Origin of the sequence: Roseibium sp. HPY-6 (genome assembly GCF_040530035.1) — a bacterium.
Taxonomy (GTDB): Bacteria; Pseudomonadota; Alphaproteobacteria; order Rhizobiales; family Stappiaceae; genus Roseibium.
The window spans coordinates 120,704-136,981 of the sequence record NZ_JBEWCD010000001.1; the positions used below are offsets into that span (position 1 = coordinate 120,704).

Sequence of the window (16,278 nt, forward strand, 5' to 3'; positions counted from 1 at the left end):
TCTAGACCATCCATCCAATCGAGAGCGTCCGCACGACTATTCGACGCGGCCACCAGGTCGGATGCTATCGTTGCCGGCGGAACCTCCCACACAAGTCCCAAAGGGTTTATTCGGCTGAAGCCGTACGCGAGCGGATATCGTTTTGACCAATCGCTTTGATTTACCCAGCAATAGTGCCAGTCCGGATCCCATTTCCAAAGTCCCAACAGCACACAAAGGGGGGCAAACAATTTTGGGATTCCGCGCCCCTGAAAACGATCACGCTTTACGTGGAAGTCTCCATAGTACGCTACCCTGCCCTTGATTTCCGACCAAAATCTGGGCTGTCGTTCTGCTGGCTGCGCGCGCTCTGCATCTGCTCCCGGGTAACAGCGTCGCCAGTACCTACGTAAGTGACCATCCAAACTTTCTGAACCGAGATCATCCAGTCGTGCCGCGCAGAGGGCGACTAACTGGCCTTCCGAAAACCCGCCAACCCAGAATGCAGTTGCTTCAGTGTAGGTGTTCAGTTCGGTTCGAAAGTGTTCTGACAGTCGAGCTTTTTCTTCAATCGGCAATACCTCCTCGAGGGTTTCAAAACTCCAAGAATACCGAACAGAGACTCCTATTTCAGACAGCCTCGCTTTGTGAGCAGCGATTAGCTCACTAAGTACAAGCGGGTTCAAAGAATCTCTCATAATTCACCCATCCAGAAATATGCGAAATCCCGATCTCGCACATTGCCTATTCATTTTTATTCGATTTTTGCTTGACTAAATTATGCGAAAATCACATGATCATTATTGACATAAGCACACAAGAACACACGCTCGGCCAAAGGCTTTGAGCTTCACATGTCAATGCGAGCGATAGGGTTCCATGAACAGTGAATTCGATTCTTTGAGGAACATTAATACGGTGCGTTCGACGCATGCAGAAGGCTCTCAAGAATCTACAGCTTTTTGTTATGCAAAGGCATGCGTTTGGAACCTCAGGTTGTTAGCGTCTATTCAAAGACGAAACCGAACAGGCTCACAACAAATGACCGCCAGCCTCCAGAACACCCGCTCCTCATTCCAAATGCTGAAAAAGGGCATTGCCTGGTTCAACGGGAACAAGCATCTGCCGGCAGAGGACAGGGTTTGGCACGTCGAGATCCTGCTCGACTCCTTCGAAAAATGCATGGAGAGCCTGGCCGCTCAGATCCGGTTCTACCAGAGCGCCAAAAGCCCGACGCGCACCCTGGTCGTCACCCATGACGACGGCCGCGAGGAAGTTGTCAGCGGCCAGAAGGTCCAAAGCCTTTGCCTGCATGGTCTCGACGAAGAAGAAGACCACGTCATCTACGGCAAGCCCGAAGCCCTGGCAGCGATCGCCGAGGCACTTGCAGGAAACGGCAAGACAGTCACCGGCCCTGCCCCGGTTCATGAGCACGCAGCACAGCTCGCCGAAACGGCACCCGCGACACCAAAGGCGAACGTGACATGACCGAGCAGCTCATTGTCTTTGTGATCGACACAGCTCCGTTTGCCTGCATGGCGATCGCAGCTGCGTGCGTTGCGGCTGTGTTCTGGAACGTCGCGAAAAGCGGCAAAGGCTCTGCACACCAAAGCTTCGGCGAATGGCCGGAGACATCAACCTCCCCTCAGACGGCCAGGACATCTCTCGTGCAGGCGGATGCCCTCGCAAAACGTCTGCCCCTCGGCCTCGCCGCCGGCATCGCTGTCGGCGAGGTCCTTTTCTTGGTTATTAGGGGGTCGGTTCTGTGAACACCCACAAACAGCCCTGCCCCCTCTACGCCCGCGCGCGCGCCAGTCTTCGGCTCAGGGACTTTTCTACCACTGCAAGGGATTGAATGGCTCCCATGCGCGCCCATGTGTTTCAGCACGAACGAGAAAAGAGCCGGGAAGACATCCTGACCATTGAGAATGTCGACCGCGCGCTCGACATCCTGGCCGCCCTCATCGACGGCCCCCGCCCCAACCTGCTACCGGCCTACATCCGTCTGGAACAGATCCGCGACGACCTCCTCGCCAACGACGATGCCATGTCGCGTGTCCGGGCCCGAAACCAAGCGAAGAAGCGGCGATAATGTTTGCGGTAGGTTAGGCTCTATTTTGCCCGTGACAAAACACTAAAGATTATTCAGACACATCTGTTTAATCCACGCCTAGTATTTTCCACTCGTATAGCAGCTCAAGTACGCAGGATTAGCGATACATGATACATATAATTCACTAGACAGACAGTGGACGTTACGTCATGCTGTGATTTTGTATCGAATTTAATGATGGTAGACTTCATGCACAGGATACTTTCTCGCAAGGCCTTGTCCTTTACACTTTTTTTGATCGCTTGCAGCAATGCTTACGCGCAAGATCGAGATAACAAAGCAAGTGTTGCAATGGCTAAGGTTGCGGTAAAATATGGGCCGCACGTTGTCTCTCAGCTTCGAAATCAGAATCCTACCCTCGTGATGAAGTCGAAGCTTCCTCCCGATCAACGAAGCATTGTTCTTGAAGATACGCTTCGTAGATATGAGTTGTCGCGTTCGGTTAACTCGAGCCTTCAGAGACCACTCGATACTCTTGCTCTCGGTGCAGAATTAGGAAGTGAGGTTGCACTCGCTGTCGTGGGTCCGCAGGCTGGTGTGACGGTCCCTGTTTTGCTTGCTGGTGCTGCAGTTAGTACGACATTCGAACTTGCTAGCGAGAGAATCGAAACCAAAGCTCAAAAAAATATGCGCGAATTGTTCAAGTCTCGGGAAGGATCAATCCTTAGGGAACTTGGCCTCACTTCACTCGCCGAGTTTCATAACAAACCTGAAGAGGCAGCCAGGGTGGTCCGGAATGGCATACGCGTCATGCAGGACTTCCAAGACCGGGCCGATGACGAACTGCTTCGTGAAATCAGCGAAGATCTCATGATCCAGACACTAATTAATACTGATGAGGCTCAATGGAACCAAACAATCGTCAACTCCAGCGATATTGATCGCATCGAAAATGATGTTGAAAGTATTCAGAAAGAGCTTCGTGATTACAAAGTAGAAATAGATACTCGATTTGGCGATATTGAGCAAGAATATGAAGTTCTGTCTGTCGACGTCGAAACGCTGAAGGACGCAGTTCTCGAATTGGACGCCAAGATTCAAGTTCTTGAGCGCGACCAATCCGTAATTTCGGATTTCGTACTATCGCGAATGTCTCCCAAAGAAAAGATTCGCGCGATTGAGAAGCAAGGGTTTTTGGCTGATCAGTTTAAGTGCCCAGAAGGTGTTGAGACTTGCAGGCAAAGTGAAGTAAAGGCAGCGATGCTGGAACGCTTCAAGCGAGAGGACAAGGTTGAAACTACAATCAAAGGCGTTTCTTATGCGATATCCGAACTGACAGCTGCTACGCAGGTAGCTCAGGATCTTGGCATTGACCTTCCTGCGGAAATACAGATCGCAACAGGGATCGCAAACGCTGGTCTAAGCTCATTCGTCAATTTTTCAACTGGAAACTATATGGCCGCATTAGCCTCGGTGACAGGCTTGTTCTCTAAGCAAAACGATCCTGACGCCGAGAGATTTAAGGTGATGATGAATTACCTGCAGAAACAGTTTGAAGTCGTAAACTTGAAGCTGGATAAGGTTCTGCAAAATCAGGTCAAAATAATGGAGGCGATAAATCGTCTCTCAAAGCAAATGTTTGATGGTTTCGTGCTAGCAGACAAAAAAATAAGCAATATAGACTTCGAAATTCGACAAATCGGATATTCTATTCGACAGCAATACTGGCAGAGTTGGTCAGAGTGCAACACGGTGCAGGTCAGGGCTCTCGAAGCGTTTGGATCAAGTGATCCCTTCGTGGATACGGCAACACTGCTCTTCAGGAGCGAGAAAGCTGTCCAGGAAGTGATCCAATCACACGATGGTAACATCCAAAATTGCAGAACCCTTATGAACAGCTCTTTTGATAGCTTCCTGAACCAAAACCGCTTCGGCAATTTTGTCGACTTGCGCTGGGTACTCAACAAAGTCGAGATTGAAATCGAAAGGGTTACTGCGAGTGCTGCCCGTGCGAACCAGATGGAAACACCAAGTAACGGTGTTCAAAATGAGAGCCTGGAAACTCTGAAATTAGATATTCGCGATCCACTCCAGAAATTCGACAATGATGTCTTCAAAGTAAGCTTTAGAAACATCGTTAACTTCGCGACGCGTGACGACACACCAGGTTTTGCCGAAATCGCTCTGGTTCTTGCCGAGCCGGTGCAAAACATCAAAGCGTGGCAAGACATCAAACAAGAGGGCTTCGCGTCGGATTTCAAATGTTCAGAAATGCAGGGTCCAAGTGCAAGCATTAGAAGAGCATTGTGTCCACCATACCCAAATCGCCCGTCGGCCGAAGTTGCAGCATCACAGTTGCTAAGCTTTCCATACCTTGCGCCAGCAATAAACGATATCGCGGACTGGACACTGGTGATGGCCCAATTGGTGGATCGGACCTTGATCGTTGACGGCGAAGCAAAGTGGCTCACAAGTGATGAGATTTTTAAACTCGCTGTCGAGCAGAAATTAACTGATGGTGCGAGCAACGGGGAACTACTCGTAAGTTCTCTCTTACCGGTCGTTGACACCGTGATAGCCTCACAGGGAATGCTCTACGGACCAATGATGGCCGAGATTATGTTGGAAAAGGTATTATCCGGTGGAGATGAGGCGAAATCTGCGTTGATCGAAATGAAGTCAAATGGCTACTTGGCAAGAAATTTCGCTCAAGTCTACCTCGAACACAGATATCGCGAGCGGATACCGAATAGAGAACGGCCAAGCCTCACAGGCGCTCAGTCCGCATACGAGCTTGCAACCGATCCCAGTAGTCCAAGCACCTTGTTACTGGAGGGGTATTTTGGTGACGATCTCGGATTTCATTTAAGCACCGACGATCAACGCCCTATGTTCATGCTTTCCGCGGGCGACGAAACTCTCGCGTTTGAGGTTCCCCCACCATTTGCAATGAGTGAAGGATTGATAGTTTGGCCACCGGTTTACCAAGAGTTGATTGCGTCAAGAGAACAGCTATTGGACCGATTAATTTCCTACCAAGTTTTGGATGATCTGGATGGTGAAAAACTGGTGTTCATGGCATCGATGATTACGCGCCCCGCACCAAACAGGGAGGACTCGGCACAATGAAAAAACTTGTGGCTACTGGCAGTATTGCTTTGATGCTTGGCATAGTGGCATTTCCACTTGTGGGAACAGCCCAAGAAGTGACATTCACAATCGCCAAGCCAGCGGGCGGTGCTAATGAATATATTCAGGCATGCACAGACGTGAATCTTGGAGGTAAGACTAAAAGGGTTTGCAACCCGAATTTACTAGGACTTGAACAAATCATCGAAGTTGCCAATCACCAACTTTTCAGGAGCATTAACAGCAATCAATCGCAAGTCTTAGCCCGAACAACCAATACTGATAACAACATAGGTAAGTTACTGCTTGAAATTACGGACCTAAGAAAAGAGATCCGCGAAACAAATAACAACCAGTTACTTGCAATACGAGATCAACTCGTCACACGTATCGAAACGCTTCCTTTGAAAATGGTCGGTGATCCTGAAGTTCAGAGACTAATCCGGCAAGTGGTGATCGAGGAGGTTAATAAGGCGATACCAAGCGATCAATGATCTGTTTCCCCACTCCAAAAAGTAAGTGTCGCGGTGTGCTCTGATCTCGTCTTTTGACACTCCCGTTGAGAGCATCCATCGACTTCGCGTTGACCTAAACAGCAAGTTCCACAATTTCGGACTGGTGATACATACGGGTAAGCTGGTCGTGTCTGATGCGGAACTGGCTGCGCCGCTTGATGGCCGGTGTATCCGTTGAAGCATCCTCGATCTTTATCGCCGGATCATAATAGACCGCACCATCAGCGATCGCCTTAAGGAAGAGCGTCAGGTCCGTTCGCTCGCACAGGAGGATCCGGGGGCCATAATGGTATTCTGGCGGCGGTGTCCGGAACAGCGACGGCACATAGGCCGCCTGGGCATGCTTGCGGTTCCAGTGATCAATGATGCCGGTGAACTGCCAGAGCGCAGCCACTTCCCCGTTTCGGTCCTGAAGGGCTATTCCTCCGGTCATATCGGTGATTTTTGAGGTGTCGACGTCGTAGCCGATCATACGAAGCTGCAGGCCGGTCTCCGCGTGATAGCCGCGGTCGCAGGCATAGACGCCGCCAAAATTGTACCGGTCCGACCTGCCACTCTTGTCGGCATAGGCGTAGCGCCTCATGAACCCGGTGACACCGCTCTCGCGGTAAAAACCGCCCGTGGGTCCTGGTGTCATCAGAGTGACCGGGCTCTTGGGCCTGAAACTCTTGAAGTCGCTAACACCGTACTGTTTGATTTCCCAGCCGAGGAAATCCGGCTCCGCGTAGCCGTTGGGGCTGATACCCAACTCCGCTTCAAGCGTATATCCGCCGCCGTTGCGGGCCCGGTAGGGATGGGAGAACCCGTCAGCTCCCAGCTTCTGCGACGGGATCCAGTGTTTGCGATAGATTCTGGTCAGTGTTTCAAGAAGACGCTCTCTGGTGTCCCCAGCTTCCGGTTCTGCGAGAAGCTCCAGAAACACCCCTGTCTGGTGCAGGTCTTTCCGCTCGTGGATTTCGCGTGCGAGCGAATGGTCCGGACCAACTGCATGACCTATCACATGGCCGCTTGGGCTTATTCCGAGAAAAAGGACACGACCCGTATCCCTCACCCGCATGATATCTCCGGGCGCTTCCTTGCACCCTTTCAGGAAGCCGGACATGCGGACTTCTGGGTAGTCAGGATAAAGGATCAGCTGGGCGTTCGGTGCCTCAAAGCGCCCGTTTTCATTGACCCAGGCAAATGATACCGCTGCCTTCGCACGGTCACGTTTGCTGCCCGCCACATCGTCCGCGTCGGTGTAAACACCCTGGTGCGGGATGATGTTCAGCGCCGAAAAGTCACTGCCCAGATAGACTTGGTTCTTCGAATTGTCATTGGGGGCAAGCTTTTTGGCATAAAAGCGAATTGCGCCGTGTTCCTGAAAAAGTTTTATGAGGCCCGACAACGTGTCGATCATCAGGTCGTGCCTCTTATTTCGATCTGCCTTTCCTCGCCCTTCAGCCACCGTGTAAGCTCGGAAACGATGTCCGCCAGAGGTCGTCTGGTTTTCCCCTTGAGGGCACACTCCCAGACGATTCCAACACGCCACCCGTCATACAAAAGTTCCACGACTGCCTTTTGATCCCGGGCGACATTTCCGGCGATCTTGTCCTTCCAGAAACCGGTTCTTGTCTTGGGCATCTTGAACAGATGACAATCGTGACCGTGCCAGAAACAGCCGTGCACGAAAAGAACAGCCCGCCATTTACGAAACACTAGATCTGGCTTTCCGGGCAACCTGCGATTATGGAGACGATAACGGAAATTGGCCTTGTGGAGGGCCGACCGGATAACCATTTCGGGCTTGGTATCCTTGCCCTTGATGCCGGCCATCATCCGGCTCCGGGTTTTGGCTGAAACAATGTCAGCCATGCGCCGCCGTCACCTCCGGCTCCTCCACGGTTGTGGTCAGCGAGACGACGTCCGCGTCAGCTTCCGGATGAATGTAAGGTGCCATCGATTTTGCAATGGCCTCGACGACAGGAACCACAACGGCATTACCGAACTGCTTGTAAGCCTGGGTGTCGGAAACCGGAATGTGCCAGACTCTGTTTCCGCGCTCGAAGCCCATCAATCTCGCACATTCCTGCGGAGTCAGCCGGCGGGGACGGTTGCCCTGTCCCTGGTCAATCAGGATTTCCGAGCCGTCCTTGTAGTAGCGCGCCGAAAGTGTTCTTGCGACGTCTCCCGGACCGAACAATCCGAAGCCGAAGCCGTTGCCCTTTGCCGTGTGTTTTTTCTTGTAGTCCTGGAGGTACTGCCAGAGCTTCGGGGTCAGGGTGTATTTCGGGTCGACATTCTGCCGGAGAATACTGCCCAGTGTTGGCTCCGGTTCAGCCGGATACTCGAGTTCATCGAACGAAAAACCGTTTTCCTCACGAAAGCCGACAATGAAGATGCGATCTCGGCCCTGGGGCACCCACGGCCGGGCGCTGATTACCTTTGTGGTGACGCTGTACCCAAGCTCGTTTTCGAGCACGTTTATGATGGTGGCGAATGTCTTGCCGCGGTCGTGTCGTTCGAGGTTTTTGACGTTTTCCAGCAGGAAGGCCCTGGGCTTGTGGTGCCTGATAATCTGCGCCACATCAAAAAACAGGGTTCCCTGCGTGTCACACATGAAGCCGTGCGGACGGCCGAGGGCATTTTTCTTTGAGACGCCTGCGATCGAAAATGGCTGGCAGGGGAACCCGGCCAGTAGCACATCATGCTTCGGGATCCGGGCAAGGGCTTCGTCACCGGTGGTATATTCCCGGATGTCTCCGGCAAACACATGGTCGGCATCACACGAAAAGTTTTTCCGGTAGGTCTCCACAGCGTATTTGTCCCATTCACTGGTGAAGACGCACTTGCCACCTATATTTTCAAATCCGATCCTGAGGCCTCCGATTCCGGCGAAAAGGTCTATGAACCGGAAACTGGCTTGTTTGTCGACCCTGCCCGAGTTGTCAGCCAACATTTGCAGAATATCAAGGGCCAGCGGCGATGGAGAGCATTCGCCATTGTCATGACGGTACGCCGATCGAAGGGACGCTCTGGTCACCCTTGCGGCTTCCTCCAGTGTCAGACCGGCCAGCTCACGCAGGCGCTTGAACTCGGATTTCTGTCCCTGCGTTTTGGCCACGTGCCCGAATCCTTTCTGTGTCGATTTTTGCCAGCCTGACACGAGTTGACTCGGCGATCAATTGGCTTGTTCTCTTTTTGTTCGTACTCGTGTGAATTTTGCACAGGGTTTTAAGTACCGGAGTATTTCTCAATTTAGAGTTTTGAGGGGGATAGTCGTATTGAAGCAATTGAAAGAGATGACGGCTTGGCCAATCAAAGGATTTGCAGTTCATGCCCAATTAATCGCGCAACTTGTCAACAAGAGCCATGGGATAGGGGAACACTATCCGGTCGAGTTCGCCCTGCAAAAACTCCATCGAAGCCCCGTCGCCGTAGACCTGCCGGTCGATCGCATGACCGAAAAGGTATCGCCGGATCTCTGGATCAATCCGGCCTTCCTTCATGCGGTCCTCAAACGAGTGGCGTAGTGAATAGATCACGTGATTTTCCGTTGGAAAAAGACCTTTCGCTCGAAAGTGCTTCCGCGCAATCTGTGAAAAGTTCTCTTCCTTGTCGAGATAGCGCGTGAAGCCTTCGGGAAAAAGCTTCAACGCCTGGAGCGCGACACCCACAAGAGGGATTCGGCGAATGCTCGATTCCGTTTTCAGCTCTCGTTGTTCCTGAAACTCGATCTCGATGAACGGTACCTTGGCGTCCGTGTGAATACGATGTGCCGGTAAATTGCAGATCTCTGACGGCCGGCAGCCCGTCTCTATCAGCACAAGCAGGATGCCGCTCGCCTGGCGGTTCAGCCCCTTGAACGTTTCAGGACGCAGAATCCGGTCGCGGATCCAGTCGGTCGGAAACGCCGGCCGTTTCTTCTTGTCGATCTTGCGCTCGCGGAATCGCAGGTTCCGGAACGGATTTGGCAGATCGTCCTCGCCGATATGCTTGAAATAGTCGTCGAACAGCTTGCGCATGTTGCCGACATCCCGATTACCGGAATTCGGCGAGCATTTCGGTTCAATATCCCCTGTCACACGCTTTTGCCACCAGGCATGAAACTTTACGGCATCCTCACGGGTGATATCTGCCATGCCCTTGTCGCCGCAGATCTCAATGAAATTGTTCACCGCCCGTTGCTTGACCTTTTGATAGGTGCGTTTTTGTTGCGGGCTTTTGTTGCGCATGAGATCTGGAGCAATCTCGGCCAGAAACACCTCTAGCGCCTTCGATACAGCTATTGTCGGCCTTTTGGCTGTTCCGAGCAGCGCATCCGCCTTTGCGGTTCTGGAGGTATCCGAACCGTTTCCAACGCTCAGAACACGCGACACAAGCTCCTCAGGAGCCGCCTCGGCAACCAGGTGGTCCAAACTCTTCCATACATAGCCGAGCGCCATGCAGCGCGCCTTGTCGGCCTTGTAACGCGCCTCTGCCTGTTCGGCTGGCGATTGCGCAATGAGCTTCGCCCAATAGGCGGCATCCGCATCCTCCATGGCATCCCGACGCACACGGGCAGTTTCAAGCGAGTCTGTTTTGAGCGTCAGACTGATCCGGGATTGACCGACAAGGTCCTGCACATGCCCCGGGATCCGGCGCACGTAGTACCATTTTCCATTTCGATTTTTCAGGTACCGGTCGGGATCACTCATGCCCGAAGGCTAAGAAATGTACATCATTTTGTACATCAAAATGTACATCACTTTTCGACATATTTAGGATTTATAGGTCAAACAAATCTAATTTTCTAAGTTAAAACAATAACTTACCTGAGAGCAAATGGTGCGGATGGAGGGACTTGAACCCCCACGCCTTGCGGCACCAGAACCTAAATCTGGCGTGTCTGCCAATTTCACCACATCCGCATCGCTGGCGCCTTTGGGCACCGCGTTTAAAGCGGGGCTTCTATAGCACCGCTCTTTTTCCCGTCAAAGGAAAAAGGTGTCAGCGCGCTCACTTGGCCCGCGTCTTGTCCACAAGTCCTGCTGTCACCGTTTTCAGCGCAGGGCCGAGATCTTCGGCAATCAACCCTGGTCCGGCGACATTACCCGCCTCCCCGTGCATCCAGACTGCCTGGCACGCGGCCTCAAATCCTGGAACGCCCTGCGCCAGCAGACCGACCGCTATCCCGGCAAGAACGTCGCCTGATCCGGCCGTCGCCAGCCAGGGCGGCGCATTTTCGTTGATGACCGCGCGCCCATCTGGGGCAGCAATCACTGTGTCCGGCCCTTTTAGTATGACAACCGCGCCGGATTGCGCGGCCGCTTTGCGGGCTCTAACGACCTTGTCGCCGCCAAGATCAGGGAAAAGTCTCGCAAACTCTCCTTCATGCGGCGTCATGATCACTGGCACGTTCGCCATTTTGATCAGCTTGAAGACTGCGTCCGGTTCTGCGGCAAAACTTGTGAGCGCGTCCGCATCCAGAACGCTTGCGCGGCTTGTTTCCAAAATGGCGGCAACCGTGTCGCGTGTCTTTTCACCAACGCCGAAACCGGGACCTATCAAAACCGCATTCAAACGCCGGTCCTGCAGATATTCCGATATGGAAACGGCGTCGCTGAGTTTCTTTAGCATCACGGCCGTCAGATGCGATGCATTGACCATCATGGCATCCGGCGGCGAGCCGAGAGTCACAAGCCCCGCCCCTGCCCTTAGCGCGGCGCCGGCTGAAAGACGCGCGGCGCCGGTCGACGACATCGGACCGCCGAAGACGACGGCGTGTCCGCGCGTATATTTGTGTCCGCCAACCGACGGACAAGGCCAGGCTTTGAGCCAGAGATCCGGACTGTTCACGTATGTATCGGGCGCGATTTGATCGAGCGTTGTGGGCAAGATACCGATATCGGCAACCTTCGTCTCACCACACATGTCCCGCCCCGGATAGAGGACATGTCCCGGCTTCCTTCGGAAAAACGTTATCGTCGCACGTGATCTTATCGCCTCGCCCACAATCTCGCCGCTGGTGCCGTTGACGCCAGACGGCAAATCGATCGCAAGAACCGGAACCTGGGACTGATTGACGACTTCGACGAGTTTGCGGACCGCATCGGACAAGGGCCTGTCCAGCCCGGCCCCGAAGAGCCCGTCGACGACAAGGTCAGCCATGGCGAGTTCATCGACAAGGCCATCTGCGACGTTGTCGCCCATCACAACATAGGCGATCCGGTCCCGTACCCCGGCATCCAGTTGCTCGAAGGCGATGCGCGCGTCACCTTTGAGGCAATCGGGGTCCCTGAGAAGCATCAAGCGTGATTCATAGCCTGCCGCCTCAAGACAGCGGGCTGCGATGAAACCATCTCCGCCGTTGTTCCCCGGACCGCACAGATAGAGAATACGGCCGCCTTTTGGAACGAGCTCGCGTGCGGCCCTTGCAACCGCCTGACCCGCACGTTCCATGAGAACGATGCCCGGGACACCGCTTTCGATCGTCAGCCTGTCGGCACGGCCCATTTCATCTGGCGTCAGGAGAATGGCTTTTGATTTTCCGGCGTTGAAATTCATCTCGACCAATTGCTCCGGGCGATTGCAAATTGCGGGCGATGCGCGTGATGATTATCCCAGTGATAGCGATTTATCGACAACCCAATCTCTTGTAAGTATATTTTTTAGGCATTTTGATTAATTAATATGCATTCTATCTTTGCAGTCGGAGCCGGAAGTGTTGCTCTGCAGCACGAATTGCCGCTTTTCTTGGCGGAAATCTTTACCTTGAAAATTAGTACCCGGCGCGCCCGCAGATTGGCATGCATCATGCTAAGCACGACACACCGGTTTACGCCGGTAATCGCGGACGCTTGTCCCGAGCTTACCGGCCAACAATGAGCCCGCCGACTTACCCGGCCTGCTATGTGGAGAGAGACATAAGGTGATGAAAAAGATCGAAGCGATCATCAAGCCCTTCAAACTGGACGAGGTCAAAGAGGCTCTTCAGGAAGTGGGCCTTCAGGGCATCACCGTAACGGAAGCCAAGGGCTTTGGCCGCCAGAAAGGCCACACGGAACTTTACCGTGGCGCAGAGTATGTCGTCGATTTTCTGCCGAAGGTAAAAGTTGAGATTGTGCTTGGCGACGATATGGTCGAGAAAGCGGTTGACGCGATCCGCTCCGCTGCGCAAACAGGTCGCATTGGCGACGGCAAGATCTTTGTTTCAAATATCGAGGAAGCTGTCCGCATCCGTACTGGCGAATCCGGTATCGACGCGATCTGACCCACCTAATTCCGGCATCCGCCGGTGATCTGAACCCCGGCCTTACCAAACAGAGAAATACAAACGCCTCTGAAGGCTCGGACCCAAACCCAACCGTTCACAAGATAATCAAAGGGATGGACATAATGACCACTGCCGCTGACGTCCTGAAGGAGATTCAGGAAAAGGACGTGAAATTCGTCGACCTGCGCTTTACCGATCCGCGCGGAAAGATGCAGCACGTAACAATGGACGTTGCACTTGTTGACGAAGACATGTTCGCTGAAGGCGTTGCCTTTGACGGCTCGTCCATCGCCGGCTGGAAAGCCATCAACGAGTCCGACATGATGCTGATCCTCGATCCGGAAACAGCTCACATGGACCCGTTCTTTGCACAGTCCACAATGGCGATCTTCTGCGACATCGTCGACCCGATCACCGGCGAAGGCTACAACCGCGACCCGCGCATGACGGCTAAAAAGGCGGAAGCCTACGTCAAGTCCGGCGGCTTCGGTGACACCATCTATTTCGGCCCGGAAGCAGAATTCTTCATGTTCGATGACGTCCGCTTCAATGCCGATCCGTACAACACAGGCTTCATCCTGGACAGCTCCGAACTGCCGTCCAACATGGGTTCTGAATACGAAACCGGCAACCTCGGCCACCGTCCGCGCACCAAGGGCGGGTATTTCCCGGTCCCGCCGGTCGACAGCGCACAGGATATCCGCTCCGAAATGCTCTCCGTCATGAGCGAAATGGGCGTTCCGACTGAAAAGCACCACCACGAGGTGGCTGCTGCGCAGCACGAGCTCGGCATGAAGTTCGACACGCTGACCCGCTGTGCCGACAACATGCAGGTCTACAAATACGTCGTCCACCAGGTCGCACACGCTTACGGCAAGACATCCACCTTCATGCCGAAGCCGGTCTTCGGCGACAACGGCACCGGCATGCACTGCCACCAGTCCATCTGGAAAGACGGCGATCCTGTCTTTGCCGGCAACCAGTATGCCGATCTCAGCGAGACCTGCCTCTACTATATCGGTGGTGTCCTGAAGCACGCAAAAGCCCTGAACGCCTTCACCAACCCGTCCACCAACTCCTATAAGCGCCTGGTGCCGGGTTACGAAGCGCCTGTTCTTCTGGCCTACTCTTCACGCAACCGGTCGGCATCCTGCCGTATCCCGTTCACGTCCTCTCCGAAGGCGAAACGCATCGAGGTCCGTTTCCCGGATCCGACCGCAAACCCGTACCTGTGCTTCTCGGCGCTGCTGATGGCTGGCCTTGACGGCGTCAAGAACAAGATCCATCCGGGCGATGCCATGGACAAGAACCTCTACGATCTGCCGGCTGAAGAACTGGCCGAGATCCCGACGGTTTGCGGCTCACTGCGTGAAGCCCTGGAAAGCCTCGATGCCGACCGTGAGTTCCTGAAGTCCGGTGGCGTCTTCGACGACGATCAGATCGATGCATACATCGAGCTGAAAATGGAAGAAGTCGAGCGCTTCGAAATGACACCGCATCCGGTCGAATTCGACATGTACTATTCCGTCTAAGAACAATCGTTCTTGTTGGAAAAGAAACCCCGGCCAATCGGCCGGGGTTTTTTTGTTTTCTGGCAAGGCGCGGTCTAAACCTCCAGCCAGTCTGCCAATGACGGTCGGTGTCTACCTTTGATGCCTGTCATCGCCGGAGATGCGATCATCGCATTGAGCACGGCTTCCTGGGTGGTCTCTGCCACCGCCTTGAACAAAACATCAATTCTGTCTTCCTGAAGAACATCGCGAGCGATGAAGTCGCCATCGCTAAAGTGCGGGAGCTTCCGTGCGGTGGAAAACGCGAGGGCAATGTCTCCGCTGCCGTTGCCGTAAAACGCTCCAAGCCGCCCAAGACCAGCGGCGGCGCGCCGGGCGACGCGCTTCAACTGACGGCTTTCAAGCGGCACATCTGTCGCCAGAACGACAATGACCGAACCACGTTCTTCGCTCCGTCCGGGATCGTCAGGGTTTGGCTTTCGGCCGTCCGGAAGGACAAGATCGCCCGGTTTGCCGAAATTGGCCTGGACAAGGGTCCCGAGAACATAGGAGCGGCCATCCAGCTCAAAAACGCGCGATGCGGAGCCAATACCGCCCTTGAAACCGAACGCGCTCATTCCTGTACCGGCACCAACGCTGCCCTGTTCGAAGTTCTTTGCGGCCGCATCCAGCGCGGCAAAAGCATCCGCTTCGCTCAAGGCCATTGCGTTGATGTCACTTAGATACCCGTCATTGCACTCCATCACGAGTGGATTGACAGTTCCGCCAGCACGATCGATGTCCGGATTGATGGACAGTTCCCGTCTGATCAGCGCGTTGATCCCGGTTCCGACGGCGAATGTGTTGGTCAACAGAATGGGCGTTTCCAACGTTCCGAGTTCTTCCACCTGGATCAGTCCGGCACTCTTGCCAAAACCGTTGATGACGTCGGAAGCAGCTGGAAGCTTGTTGAGAAAAAGGTTGCCCTGATGCGGCAGGACAGCGGTGAACCCGGTTCTGAGATCACCTTCAGACACCGTTCGGTGGCCAACCGTTACACCCTCCACATCCGTGATGCTGTTACGCGGACCCGGCTGCATGTCGCCAAACACAAGGCCTTTGGAACGCGCGGGAGAAAGTGGCAGTGAAGACATGAGATACCGCAAGTCTAGATTCGGAACATACGGTATTGAAGGGGAGAATTGAGGGTCGCTCAATACGAAAAAGCCTCCCGAAGGAGGCTCTTCGTTATGCTCTGAGTTTTCGCAGGTAGTTCCTGCAACTCGCTCAGATCAATAACAGACCTGGCGGTATCCAACGACAACATACTGACGCTGATAAGGGCTCCAGCGGCGGATCGGCTGATTGTGGCAACGAACCGGCTGGTAGTAACGTGGCTGCGCCTGGGAGCCGATAATCGCACCGGCGGCCAGTCCGATGATTGCACCTGCAGCAACAGCGCCGGCACGGTTTTTGGCATGAGCTTCGGACGGGGCAATGGTTATGGCCGCGGTTGCGACTGTGGCAACGGTAACGGCGGCGATGGCAAATTTACGAAACATAACGGTTCCTCTCAACTGATCTTCAAAAGTCTCTCTCTCTTGCTGATGAAACAACTTTACGTTCTGCCGCCTCACGCCGCTGTGATAGCCATCACGCTAAGTCACATTCGTATGAACGAGCCCAACAACCACTTAAATCGGGTATCCACACAGCAAATAGGGCAAGCAGAATGTGGGCGATACTTGCCGCTACGATACCGCGTGCCTATAGGACCGAGTGTCTGGCCGGTTTTGGATGAAGGAACCATTCCGTTAGAGATAGAATGACAGGCTGTGCTGGATGAGACGGTCCCGCGCTCGCATTCGGACAACCATG

The 16,278-nt window shown here is 53.8% G+C and carries 14 protein-coding genes and 1 tRNA gene; 7 read left to right on the forward strand and 8 right to left on the reverse strand.

Annotated elements, in window-relative coordinates; translation table 11 throughout:
• Positions 1–1,020: 1,020 nt before the first annotated feature.
• The 5 genes from ABVF61_RS00585 to ABVF61_RS00605 all read left to right on the forward strand — a co-directional run bounded on the left by ABVF61_RS00585 (position 1,021) and on the right by ABVF61_RS00605 (position 5,655).
• Positions 1,021–1,467: a hypothetical protein gene (locus ABVF61_RS00585; RefSeq protein ID WP_353991606.1), complete on the forward strand. Its 447-nt coding sequence runs from the start codon at positions 1,021–1,023 to the stop codon at positions 1,465–1,467.
• On the forward strand, positions 1,464–1,748 hold the full coding sequence (locus tag ABVF61_RS00590; RefSeq protein ID WP_353991607.1) for a hypothetical protein: 285 nt from the start codon (positions 1,464–1,466) through the stop codon (positions 1,746–1,748). Before ABVF61_RS00585 ends, ABVF61_RS00590 begins: the two co-directional genes overlap by 4 nt.
• Positions 1,749–1,843: 95 nt before the next feature.
• Positions 1,844–2,071 (forward strand): hypothetical protein, encoded by a 228-nt coding sequence (locus ABVF61_RS00595; RefSeq protein ID WP_353991608.1) that lies wholly within the window; start codon positions 1,844–1,846, stop codon positions 2,069–2,071.
• 210 nt (positions 2,072–2,281) lie between these two features.
• Positions 2,282–5,161 carry an AAA family ATPase gene (locus ABVF61_RS00600; RefSeq protein WP_353991609.1) on the forward strand — a complete coding sequence of 960 codons (2,880 nt, stop codon included), beginning with the start codon at positions 2,282–2,284 and terminating at the stop codon, positions 5,159–5,161.
• Positions 5,158–5,655 carry a hypothetical protein gene (locus tag ABVF61_RS00605; RefSeq protein WP_353991610.1) on the forward strand — a complete coding sequence of 166 codons (498 nt, stop codon included), beginning with the start codon at positions 5,158–5,160 and terminating at the stop codon, positions 5,653–5,655. The genes ABVF61_RS00600 and ABVF61_RS00605 overlap by 4 nt, the downstream gene beginning before the upstream one ends.
• A 94-nt stretch (positions 5,656–5,749) precedes the next feature.
• Here the strand turns inward: ABVF61_RS00605 and ABVF61_RS00610 are convergent, their stop codons facing one another.
• The 6 genes from ABVF61_RS00610 to ABVF61_RS00635 all read right to left on the reverse strand — a co-directional run bounded on the left by ABVF61_RS00610 (position 5,750) and on the right by ABVF61_RS00635 (position 12,201).
• Entirely contained in the window at positions 5,750–7,075 is a 1,326-nt protein-coding gene (locus tag ABVF61_RS00610; RefSeq protein WP_353991611.1) for an MvaI/BcnI family restriction endonuclease, read from the reverse strand.
• Complete coding sequence (locus ABVF61_RS00615; RefSeq protein WP_353991612.1) at positions 7,075–7,530, reverse strand: very short patch repair endonuclease; 456 nt, start codon at positions 7,528–7,530, stop codon at positions 7,075–7,077. The genes ABVF61_RS00610 and ABVF61_RS00615 overlap by 1 nt, the downstream gene beginning before the upstream one ends.
• Positions 7,523–8,779: a DNA (cytosine-5-)-methyltransferase gene (dcm, locus tag ABVF61_RS00620; RefSeq protein ID WP_353991613.1), complete on the reverse strand. Its 1,257-nt coding sequence runs from the start codon at positions 8,777–8,779 to the stop codon at positions 7,523–7,525. Before dcm ends, ABVF61_RS00615 begins: the two co-directional genes overlap by 8 nt.
• 220 nt (positions 8,780–8,999) lie before the next feature.
• A complete protein-coding gene (locus ABVF61_RS00625) occupies positions 9,000–10,352 on the reverse strand; it encodes a DUF6538 domain-containing protein (RefSeq protein WP_353991614.1) in 1,353 nt (450 codons plus the stop codon).
• 128 nt (positions 10,353–10,480) lie between these two features.
• Positions 10,481–10,565, reverse strand: a tRNA-Leu gene (locus tag ABVF61_RS00630).
• Positions 10,566–10,653: 88 nt separating this feature from the next.
• The gene (locus ABVF61_RS00635; protein WP_353991615.1) at positions 10,654–12,201 is read right to left on the reverse strand and encodes an NAD(P)H-hydrate dehydratase; all 1,548 of its coding nucleotides are present in this window, start codon (positions 12,199–12,201) and stop codon (positions 10,654–10,656) included.
• A 367-nt stretch (positions 12,202–12,568) separates the two neighbouring features.
• Between ABVF61_RS00635 and ABVF61_RS00640 the strand changes: the two genes are divergently transcribed.
• Entirely contained in the window at positions 12,569–12,907 is a 339-nt protein-coding gene (locus tag ABVF61_RS00640; RefSeq protein ID WP_006934743.1) for a P-II family nitrogen regulator, read from the forward strand.
• Between the two features lie 125 nt (positions 12,908–13,032).
• Positions 13,033–14,442 carry a type I glutamate--ammonia ligase gene (gene glnA / locus ABVF61_RS00645; RefSeq protein ID WP_353991616.1) on the forward strand — a complete coding sequence of 470 codons (1,410 nt, stop codon included), beginning with the start codon at positions 13,033–13,035 and terminating at the stop codon, positions 14,440–14,442.
• 74 nt (positions 14,443–14,516) lie between these two features.
• Here the strand turns inward: glnA and ABVF61_RS00650 are convergent, their stop codons facing one another.
• Both ABVF61_RS00650 and ABVF61_RS00655 read right to left on the reverse strand, forming a co-directional pair.
• Positions 14,517–15,554 carry a DmpA family aminopeptidase gene (locus ABVF61_RS00650; protein WP_353991617.1) on the reverse strand — a complete coding sequence of 346 codons (1,038 nt, stop codon included), beginning with the start codon at positions 15,552–15,554 and terminating at the stop codon, positions 14,517–14,519.
• 138 nt (positions 15,555–15,692) lie between these two features.
• Positions 15,693–15,962: a tyrosyl-tRNA synthetase gene (locus ABVF61_RS00655; protein WP_353991618.1), complete on the reverse strand. Its 270-nt coding sequence runs from the start codon at positions 15,960–15,962 to the stop codon at positions 15,693–15,695.
• Positions 15,963–16,278 lie beyond the last annotated feature (316 nt).

Excerpts from the sequence above, each read along its gene's own strand:
- ABVF61_RS00585 (WP_353991606.1), top strand. The coding sequence starts at position 1,021 with ATGACCGCCAGCCTCCAGAACACCCGCTCCTCATTCCAAATGCTGAAA.
- ABVF61_RS00590 (WP_353991607.1), top strand. The coding sequence starts at position 1,464 with ATGACCGAGCAGCTCATTGTCTTTGTGATCGACACAGCTCCGTTTGCC.
- ABVF61_RS00595 (WP_353991608.1), top strand. The coding sequence starts at position 1,844 with ATGCGCGCCCATGTGTTTCAGCACGAACGAGAAAAGAGCCGGGAAGAC.
- ABVF61_RS00600 (WP_353991609.1), top strand. The coding sequence starts at position 2,282 with ATGCACAGGATACTTTCTCGCAAGGCCTTGTCCTTTACACTTTTTTTG.
- ABVF61_RS00605 (WP_353991610.1), top strand. The coding sequence starts at position 5,158 with ATGAAAAAACTTGTGGCTACTGGCAGTATTGCTTTGATGCTTGGCATA.
- ABVF61_RS00610 (WP_353991611.1), bottom strand. The coding sequence starts at position 7,075 with ATGATCGACACGTTGTCGGGCCTCATAAAACTTTTTCAGGAACACGGC.
- ABVF61_RS00615 (WP_353991612.1), bottom strand. The coding sequence starts at position 7,530 with ATGGCTGACATTGTTTCAGCCAAAACCCGGAGCCGGATGATGGCCGGC.
- ABVF61_RS00625 (WP_353991614.1), bottom strand. The coding sequence starts at position 10,352 with ATGAGTGATCCCGACCGGTACCTGAAAAATCGAAATGGAAAATGGTAC.
- ABVF61_RS00635 (WP_353991615.1), bottom strand. The coding sequence starts at position 12,201 with ATGAATTTCAACGCCGGAAAATCAAAAGCCATTCTCCTGACGCCAGAT.
- ABVF61_RS00640 (WP_006934743.1), top strand. The coding sequence starts at position 12,569 with ATGAAAAAGATCGAAGCGATCATCAAGCCCTTCAAACTGGACGAGGTC.
- glnA (WP_353991616.1), top strand. The coding sequence starts at position 13,033 with ATGACCACTGCCGCTGACGTCCTGAAGGAGATTCAGGAAAAGGACGTG.
- ABVF61_RS00650 (WP_353991617.1), bottom strand. The coding sequence starts at position 15,554 with ATGTCTTCACTGCCACTTTCTCCCGCGCGTTCCAAAGGCCTTGTGTTT.
- ABVF61_RS00655 (WP_353991618.1), bottom strand. The coding sequence starts at position 15,962 with ATGTTTCGTAAATTTGCCATCGCCGCCGTTACCGTTGCCACAGTCGCA.